This window comes from uncultured Gemella sp. (assembly GCF_963519265.1).
GTDB lineage: Bacteria > Bacillota > Bacilli > Staphylococcales > Gemellaceae > Gemella.
This window is the reverse complement of sequence record NZ_CAUQNQ010000069.1, coordinates 1-6,375: the sequence shown is the minus strand read 5'-3', so window position 1 is coordinate 6,375 and position 6,375 is coordinate 1. Positions and strand designations below refer to the sequence as shown.

The following is a 6,375-nucleotide window of genomic DNA, read 5'->3' as shown; positions in this document are numbered from 1 at the left end:
TTAGCTAAATAATTACTCCTAAAACAACTCCCTGTATAAATATACAAGGAGTTGTTATTTTTATTCCATCATAATTTTTTTAACATTTAAACCTTTTATCTTATTACTATAGTATAAAATAAAGATTTCATATATTAATACAAATGCTATAAAACTACCAATTACTGAAATTAAATCAAAGTTATATGTTGTTTCGCTATCTAATTTTTCAGATAAAACTTTTAGTAATACTCTTATTAAAAAATACTGATAAATTGTTCCTACAGCAAAACCTATGTATGCTACTACTCTATAACCGGATAATACTATTTTTGAACATTCACTTTTTGAAAAACCCATAATACTTAAAATAGATATATTTTTTATATTACTACTAGCAATCACTTCCAATGAAATTAATAATATTGATAACGATAATATCACACCTATTATCATCATCATAATTCTTATTGTTCCATCAACAAAATCTCTCATACCAAATGCCATTTGTATCATTGAAGAAAATGATAATGCAGCAAAAATAACAAAGAATAATAGGGTTTTATTACTAAATAATACTGTTGCTCTTAATTCTTTAAAAAAGTTTTTATATTGTCTAATTCTTCTTTTTCTAATTTTTTTATTTATTGAATTTATTTGTTTAAGTAAGTTAATCGTTGGTACATTTAAATTAAAGAATACATAAACAATTGATATTACTAAAAACAATAGTGATGGTAATATAACCATTATTAATAAAAGTTTAGGATGAAAGTTTATTGTAAGTTCAGATAATATATTATCTGTATTCCTACTCTCATAAAATTTCGGAATAAACAGATGTGAACTACCATAACCTAATAATGAACCCAAAAATACTAAAAATCCAAAAATAGAAAACTTAGATGCTATAAAGTTATTACTATAACCTTGAGCTTTTAATATTCCAATTTTATGTTTAGAATCATCAATAAATTGTTTTATATAGAATATTAACATTACAGCTGCACTTATTGATAAGACAGTTCCTGTTATAATAACTACAAATTTGGAAACAATAAGCTGAGCATCATAAAACTTTTTCTGCATTATATTAAATCCTGTAATATCTAAGACTTTCAAATCTAAATATAAGTTAGAAAACAGTGTAGTTATAAATACCGCACAAAAACTTACTATCACTACTGCAATTGCTTTTCTTAAATCTTTTAACTGTACTAGCATATAATTACCATCCTATCTCTTCTACAGATTTAGGTGTACAGTTTTCTTCAATAGAAGTTACTCTACCACTACCTACATGAATTATCTTATTTGCAAGCTCAGCAATATTCTCATTATGAGTTACCATTATCATTGTAAAGTTTGATTTATCTTTTAGTTTTAATAAGTACTCTAATATTTTTCTTCCAGTTTCCTCATCTAAAGCTCCTGTTGGTTCATCTAAAAACAGTACAGTTGGCTTCTTAGCTAATGCTCTCGCAATTGAAACACGCTGTTGCTCTCCTCCAGATAACTCATTAGGATATTTACTTAATTTATCTTCTAATCCTAAGTCCTTTATAATATCAACATACTCTTTATTATCCGCTAAATTAGCTCCTACTTTAACATTTTGTTCTACTGTTAAATTATTTAATAAATAATATTGTTGGAAAACAAATCCTATTTTGTCTTTACGAAACTTTGTTAATTGTTTTTCTGAGTAATCACTTATAGACTCATTATCATATACAACTTCTCCTAAATCTGACTTTTCTAAACCAGATAAAATATTTAATAATGTAGATTTCCCTGAACCTGAAGCCCCAAGTATAACAACAAATTCATTTTTATCAATTTTTAAATCTATTCCCCTTAAAACTTCTTGATCATTATATTTTTTCTTAATATTTTTTGCTGTAATCATTTAATCAATCTCCCTTAAATATTGTACTATTAAACTTTTAGCTACTTCTGCCATGTACTCAATAATTTCAGACGGTGTAAAATTATATATTCCCGTAACTGTTAATGTTGCAATACCATGACTATATATAAATAAGTGCTCATAAAATTTTTTTGCATTTTCTATTGAAATTTTATACTCTTTATCTATAGACTCAATTACTGATTTATATTCATAGTCTCGCATTGGAAGAAAATCTTTAAAACTTTCTACTTCTATACCTTTTCTCATAAATAACCATTGAAATAATTTAGGTTCATTTTTTGAAAATAATATATACTCTACTCCTAATCGTTTAAATGGACTATCATCTTTTAAAGCTAAATTAACTTTTTCTGAAAAAATATTTTCTGCAACAAACTTTGCTTCATCTTCTAAATTTTTCATATTATAGAACAAACTAAATATTACTTTAGTAGATGACTCCAATTTTTTAGCTAACTCTCTTGCAGTTAATGCTTCTATTCCATTTTCTCTTATAAAGTCTATAGTTACAGTCAAAACCTCTTCTTTAGTAAATTTAAATTTTGGTGCCATATTCAAACCTCCATCGATAGGTAACACTTGTTTCTTATTGTAAATTATTTTGTATAAAATGTCAACAGAAAAATTATTGAATTATTACAAGAAATCTTATACAATAAAAGTAGAATAAAAATTAGGAGTTGTTTATGAATATAATTAAAAACTTGCCTACACCAATTGCAGGCTTAGCATTAGGTTCTGCTGCATTAGGAAATTTATTACAACCATATTCCTCTTCCCTACAGTTATTATTTAATCTATTATCTTTGATAATAATTGTACTTTTAACTATTAAGTTTGTGTTGGAATTTGACAAATTAAAAAAAGAAATGGAAAATCCAGTTGTAGCGACAGTACTGGCAACATACCCTATGACAATTATGCTACTTGCTTCATTTTCAAAAAAATATATCGGGCTATTGAGTATGCCAGTATGGATAATTGGAATCTTTCTAGATTTTTGTGTTGTTTGTTATGCAATTTATAATTTTATAATAAAGGAAAGACATATTAATAAAATCTATCCAACTTGGTTTATTACCTTTGTTGGACCAGCTGTTGTGACAGTAACAGCAATAAATTACAACTTAGAAACACTAGGATTAATTTACTTCTACTTTTCTTATATTAACTATTTAGTATTATTACCTTTTGTTTTTTATAGAGTTTATAAATATAAACATTATAAAGATGGAGATTATCCGACTATTACTGTATTTTCTGCACCTGGTGGACTTTTACTAGCTAGTTATATGATTGGAGTAACACAAAAAAGTAACATAATACTAGCAATACTAATACCACTTACAATATTATTGTTTATATTTGTTTTAATTCAATTACCTTATTTACTAAAAAGAAAATTCTATCCTAGCTTTTCCGCTTTCACTTTCCCATTAGTGATTTGCGCGATATCATTTCAAAAAACTAGGGTTTATTATCAACTAGCTGAATTTTCTATTCTAAATATTTTAATTCACCTAATTGAATTACTAGCACTAATTATCGTAATATATGTATGGTACGGGTTTATAAAGAATTTATTTTATTCAAATTAACGTCAAAAAGACACGGTTAAGTTTAAACTTAATCGTGTCTTTTAACCTATTATAAAAGTTTATCTACTTACTCTATAACCTCTTCGAAGTTCTCGATAACATCTTTCAACTCTAATTCTAAGATATAACTAATACCTTTTTCTTGCATTGTTACTCCGTATAAAGTATCCATAGCCTCCATAGTTCCTCGTCTGTGTGTGATAACTAAGAATTGATTATTCTCCGAATAAACTTTTAAGAATTTTGCAAATCTATTAACATTCTCTTCATCAAGTGCCGCTTCCACCTCATCTAGCACTACAAATGGTGGATTTTTAACCTGCAATATCGCAAATAATAAACTTATCGCAGTTAATGATTTCTCCCCACCCGATAATAATGAAAGGTTTTGAAGTTTTTTACCAGGAGGTGAAGCTTCGATTACTATTCCAGTATTTAATATGTCATTTGGTGATTCTAAAGTCATATCTGCATAACCACCTTTGAACAATTCTTTAAATATTTTATTGAAGTTCTCTGCTACTTTAACAAATGTTGTTAAGAAGCGTTCTTTTACTTCTTTATCAATCTCTGCAATAGTCTCTTCTAGTTTTTCTTTCGCTTCTACAAGATCGGTAATTTGCTCATTATAGAAATCATAACGTTCTTTGATTTCTTCAAACTCAGCAATAGCATTTAAGTTAATATTACCTAACTCTACAATCTCTTTACGAAGTCTTACTACATCATTCTTATATGAAGGTACTTCTTCAATATTTTCAGCAGTTAATCTGTTTAATACACTCTCATATGTTACATTATAGTTAGTAACAAGGTTTTCTAGATATTCATCAATTTTAACTTCTATCTTCGTCTGTTCTACAGTTAATTTTTCAAATTCTGAAGTTTTTTGACGTAGACTTTCGTTATTTCTTTGTTGAGCTAGGGTAATTTCTTTTTCGCGTTTGAATAATCCTGTTTTTTCCATATCAAGATCTGATAATAACGTCTTAAGCGTTGTTAATCGTTCGCCGCATTCAGCAATTATTTTAGAGTTATTTTCTAATATTTTTTGCTCATCTTCCTCACTTAAAGACTCCGCATCTTTAGACATTTCTAATCTTGTTAGTTGCTCATTTATATCTGTTATATCAGCTAATAGTGATTCTATTAACTCTAAACCATGCTTAGTTGTCTCTTCTAATTTTGATTTTTCAATCTTAAGCTCAGCAATTTTCTCTAAGAATAATTCCTCTGCACTTTGGGCATTTTGTTTCTTACTACTTTCTTCCTTAATTTTCTCATCAAGTTTTCGTAGATCTACTCTAATTTTCTCCAGGCTTTGAGTTAACTCAACAATATTACTCGAATTATCTTCAGTATCTTTGAATTCTAGTAGTTTTTTCTCATTTAATTCTATATTCACTTTAATATCGGAAACTTCAGAGTTTTTATGATTTATACTTAATTCTAATTGCTTAAGTTTTAAAATCACATCTTCTTTCACAGATTTAGAATTCAGGATTTCGTCCATTACCTCTTGTTGTTGACTCTCCAATAGACTCTTCTCATTTGCTAATTTCTCAATCTTTTCATTAATTTTGTCAAGATTCTGCACTAGCTCATCAAGTTCAGCCTTATGTTTAATAGATGAGTTATTATTTTTATTAATAGCACCACCAGTGATAGATCCACCACTATTGATGATTTGCCCATCAAGCGTAATAATTCTATTTCTAAAATTAATCTTACGTGCTATTCTATTGGCATTATCCATATTATCAACGATAATAACAAGCCCTAATAAGTGAGATATTATATTTTTGTACTCACTATCAACAGTTATTAGATTCTCAGCAATATTGATAAATCCTTCTTCATTTACAACTGTTCTATAAACATCACTCGCTATAGCTTTTGCTTTAATATTATTTAATGGTAAAAATGTAACTCTACCTTTATTAGTTTTCTTTAAGTGATTAATACACTCTTTAGCAACATTCTCATTTTCAACAATAATATTTTGTTGTGCTTGCCCTAAAGCAATATCAATTGCAACAGCATATTCGTTATCAAATCCTACAATATTCGCTACACTATTGTGAACACCAGCTAGAACATCCTTATTAGCAAGAATTTCTTTTACTCCAATATTGTAAAAACTTAAATTATTAATCTGATCTTCTAAGAACTTCTTACGATTTTCAAGGTTACTCTTAAAATTGTATCCTGTGCGAATTTGTTCCTCGATATTTTTTCCATTTGAATTAATTAAAATATTTTTTTCAACTAATATATCAAGTTCTTTTTGAAGATTAGCTAGCTGCTCGTTTAGAACTTTTTGTTCTTCAGTAGCTGCTGCAATCTCTTCTGTTTTTATACCTAAAACTTGTTTTTGTCTTTCTATATTATCTAGAATTTCTTTACTATTTTCATCAGCACTCTCTAGATTTTTCTTGGCAAACTCTATACTATTTTCGAGTTTAGTTTCTTCATTTATTAAGCTATAATAGTTATCTTTTAATTCTTCTATTTTTCTTTCAATTAATTCTAATTTACTCTCTTCTCCTGATTCTAATGAAGAGATTTCTTTATTAATCTTTTGAATTTTACTTTTAGTTTCAGAATTTAGATTTTCTCTTTCTGCTAACTTATTCTCAAGGTTTTGTTGTCTTTCCTCAAGATATTTAATATCATCATTAATTTTTTCACTTCTCAGAGTTCTATTATTTTTTCTTTCCTCAATAACACTTAATTGTGATTGAAGAGATTCTTTCTTCTGAACTAGCTCTAACTCTTCGTCGTGATATTTCATATAAGTTCTATCTAGAGAAACTAAACTATTCTTGATACTTTCTAAATCTTTAATAAGTTCTTCTTGTCTAC

5 protein-coding genes are annotated in these 6,375 nt (G+C 27.3%); 1 reads left to right on the top strand and 4 read right to left on the bottom strand.

The window, feature by feature from the left end:
• Window positions 1–60: 60 nt before the first annotated feature.
• From RWN11_RS06505 to RWN11_RS06495, 3 genes are read right to left on the bottom strand one after another with little or no spacing between them, the layout of a single operon-like run.
• A complete protein-coding gene (locus RWN11_RS06505; protein WP_314160947.1) occupies window positions 61–1,203 on the bottom strand; it encodes an FtsX-like permease family protein in 1,143 nt (380 codons plus the stop codon).
• 4 nt (window positions 1,204–1,207) lie between these two features.
• Window positions 1,208–1,888 (bottom strand): ABC transporter ATP-binding protein, encoded by a 681-nt coding sequence (locus RWN11_RS06500; RefSeq protein ID WP_314160946.1) that lies wholly within the window; start codon window positions 1,886–1,888, stop codon window positions 1,208–1,210.
• Window positions 1,889–2,464 (bottom strand): TetR/AcrR family transcriptional regulator, encoded by a 576-nt coding sequence (locus RWN11_RS06495; RefSeq protein WP_314160945.1) that lies wholly within the window; start codon window positions 2,462–2,464, stop codon window positions 1,889–1,891.
• 134 nt (window positions 2,465–2,598) lie between these two features.
• Between RWN11_RS06495 and RWN11_RS06490 the strand changes: the two genes are divergently transcribed.
• Complete coding sequence (locus RWN11_RS06490) at window positions 2,599–3,510, top strand: TDT family transporter (protein ID WP_314160944.1); 912 nt, start codon at window positions 2,599–2,601, stop codon at window positions 3,508–3,510.
• Window positions 3,511–3,577: 67 nt separating this feature from the next.
• On the opposite strand, the gene smc is transcribed toward RWN11_RS06490, so the two are convergent.
• A partial coding sequence (smc, locus tag RWN11_RS06485; protein WP_314160943.1) for a chromosome segregation protein SMC occupies window positions 3,578–6,375 on the bottom strand: 2,798 nt, incomplete at its 5' end.